Annotated in this window: 2 protein-coding genes; one reads left to right on the forward strand and one right to left on the reverse strand. The window is 38.9% G+C overall.

Features of this window, described 5'->3' with window-relative positions; all coding sequences use genetic code 11:
• Positions 1-46: 46 nt before the first annotated feature.
• Positions 47-1228, reverse strand: coding sequence for an acetyl-CoA C-acetyltransferase (locus AC3AX0_RS11070; RefSeq protein WP_487550345.1), 1182 nt, complete (start codon positions 1226-1228; stop codon positions 47-49).
• A gap of 264 nt (positions 1229-1492) precedes the next feature.
• On the opposite strand from AC3AX0_RS11070, the gene AC3AX0_RS11075 reads away from it, so the two are divergent.
• Positions 1493-2690, forward strand: a 1198-nt coding sequence (locus AC3AX0_RS11075; protein ID WP_487550346.1) for a sigma 54-interacting transcriptional regulator, incomplete at its 3' end; no start/stop codon positions are given.

Below are 2690 nucleotides of genomic sequence, written 5' to 3' on the forward strand. Positions count from 1 at the left end.
GAGACAGCCTCTTTCATAGTAATAAGTTTTTTCAAAATATTCCTCCTTATCTTTCGACAAGAACAGTCGTACCCATTCCACCACCGATACAAAGAGTTGCAAGACCTTTCTTGTCATCTCTTTTTACCATTTCATGTAGAAGTGTAACTAGTATTCTTGCACCTGAAGCACCGATTGGGTGTCCAATTGATATTGCTCCACCGTTTACATTTACTTTGTCTGTGTTGAATCCAAGGTCTTTTACAATAGTTATTGCCTGCGCTGCAAAAGCTTCATTTGCTTCTACAAGGTCAATATCTTCAGCTTTCCATCCAGCTCTATCCATAGCTTTTTTACATGCAGGGATTGGTCCAACACCCATGATGCTTGGATCAACTCCGCCGCTTCCGAATCCTTTGATTGTAGCTAGGGGCTCAACACCTAGTTTATCTGCAGCGTCTTTGCTCATGACTATGAACATTGCAGCACCGTCGTTGATTCCTGAAGCGTTTCCTGCAGTTACTGTACCGTCTTTTTTAAATGCTGGTCTAAGTTTTGCAAGCTTTTCAGCAGTTGTGCCGTGTCTTGGGAATTCGTCAGTGTCTACTACTATAGGATCACCTTTTCTTTGTGGGATTACAACAGGAACTATTTCTTCTTTGAATCTTCCTGATTTTTGAGCAGCTTCGGCTCTGTTCTGACTTGTTGCAGCAAAATTGTCCTGCTCTTCTCTAGTAACTCCCCATTGCTCTGCAACATTTTCTGCAGTTATACCCATGTGATATTTGTTGTAGATGTCGAATAGTCCGTCGTGTACCATTGAGTCGATTACTTTTCCATCTCCCATCCTCTTTCCCCATCTATTGTCTGGAAGAAGGTATGGTGCGTTGCTCATGCTTTCTGTTCCACCGCAAAGAACGATTTCACAGTCACCGTTTTGAATGAACTGATAAGCCATGCTTGCTGCTCTAAGTCCTGATCCACATACCTTGTTGATTGTGAAACCCGTTACTTCTACAGGTACATCTGCTGCTATAGCTACCTGTCTTGCTACGTTTTGTCCAAGACCAGCGCTAAGTACGTTTCCGATTATATACTCGTCGATCATTGCTGGATCAATTTTTGCTTGTTTAATTGCTTCCTTAGCTGCAATGGCTCCCAATTCAACCGCTGTCACTTTAGCTAAACTTCCGCCATAAACGCCTACAGGAGTTCTTACTGCTGATGCTATAACTACTTCTCTACTCATTTTGAATCCTCCATTATTTTATCTTTATTTGATGTTTTGCATTCCTTGATGTCGTTGTCAGTTATTTTGATATGAATATATAATGCAATTAGTGTGCCAAGAAACAACAAACTTAAAAAAAGATGAATTTCGTTGAAAAATGGGGAAAGTTCGGAAAATCGAATGAAATGAAAAGGAACAACATATATGCAACATTGCATATATGTGTGCAATGTTGCTTGCAAAACTGCATATATCCATATATAATTATACCTAGAGGTGCATATGGAAACTAAAATTACACTACCGAATCTTGAACTTGCATATTTCAGTTATGTCATAACTGATGATAAATACAATATACAGGAATACGATAAGAACTTCTACCATTTTGTAAACGACAAAAGTATTTTAAAAAACAAGAAGCTTTCTGTTCTGTTCAACAATCTCAGATACGAATTTTTTGGAGAATTCTATATAGTGGAGAATGAAGAAGGAAGCCAGTATTATATTATGCAGAGAAAGATAAAGCTTCACAATGACGATATGTATCTGTTTTTTCTTTCGGACTATTCTCTATACGAGGAGCTTGAATACCAGATTGAATACCTTAATCGCCAGAGGTATATAAACAATGAAATGCTCAACAAGCTTGAAGACGGTATTTATATTACGGATGAAAAGGGAAAGACTCTTTTTGTAAATGATGCTTTTGTTAATCTCTCCGGCCTTAGTAGGGACGCCCTCATAGGCGAAACAGTCTATGGCTTAAGGAAAGACGAGGTTCTTCCAAATTCATGTTGTGCCAAGGTAATCGAAACACAGGGTCCTGTGTCTACTATAAACAATTATTACCAGGGGCAGAAATGTCTGGTTTCAGGTTCACCCATATATGATGAAAAAGGTAATCTTAAGAGAACAATAGCTGTAATAAGGGATGTTTCAGAACTTGATATGCTTATGAAGAGCCTTACTAAGGAGGATACACTGTCTCTTGCTTTTAAGAAAAAACTCGAATCTCAAGGAGACAGGTTTGACAATGAGGAAGCCGTGGTATCAAACAACAAGATAGTCACATCCCTATACAAGCAGGCTAAAAGATTAGCACATGTTGACAGTACAATATTAATTCTTGGAGAAACAGGAGTTGGAAAGGATTTTCTTGCTACATATATACACGGCATTAGCGACAGGAACAAAAAAGGAAATATAATAAAGATAAATTGCGGAGCAATCCCTGAGCACCTAATTGAATCGGAGCTATTCGGCTATGAGGAGGGAGCATTTACCGGTGCACTGAGAGGTGGAAAGAAAGGACTATTCGAGGAAGCCGGTGAAGGTACCATATTCCTTGATGAAATAGGTGACATGCCTTATACACTTCAGGTTAAGCTTCTGAATGCTTTGAACGACAGGCAATTTTACAGAATAGGAGGAAATAAATCCATAAACTTCAATGCAAGGATTGTTGCAGCAACAAATG

It is taken from the genome of Dethiosulfatibacter sp., from assembly GCF_983023055.1.